The organism is Streptomyces diacarni (assembly GCF_003323715.1).
In the GTDB taxonomy this organism is placed as follows: domain Bacteria; phylum Actinomycetota; class Actinomycetes; order Streptomycetales; family Streptomycetaceae; genus Streptomyces; species Streptomyces diacarni.
On sequence record NZ_QOIN01000002.1, the window covers coordinates 1 to 285 of the forward strand.

The 285-nt window shown below is 63.2% G+C and carries 1 protein-coding gene; it reads right to left on the reverse strand.

Translation table 11 applies throughout. The annotated features are described in order from the left end of the window. Positions 1-266 (reverse strand): SDR family oxidoreductase (locus DTL70_RS00010; protein ID WP_245978850.1); only part of this gene is annotated, 266 nt, incomplete at its 3' end. Between the last annotated feature and the right edge of the window lie 19 nt (positions 267-285).

Sequence of the window (285 nt, forward strand, 5' to 3'; positions counted from 1 at the left end):
TAACTGAGTGCCATGGCCCGCGTCATCGAGGCGACGCCGCCCTTGGCAGCCGAGTAGAAGTCGCGTTGCGGTATGGCCATCAGAGCCGTCATCGAGGTCAGATTGACCACCGAACCGCCACCGCCCCGGATGATCTCGGGAAGAGCGAACCGGCAGGAGACAACGGTGCCGAAGAGGTCGACAGTGATCACTCGCCAGAACTCCTCGAGGGGAGCCTCGAAGACTCTTCCGTCGCGTGGCGAGGAGCTTCCCGCCGTATTGCACAGTGTCGTGAGGCCACCGAAC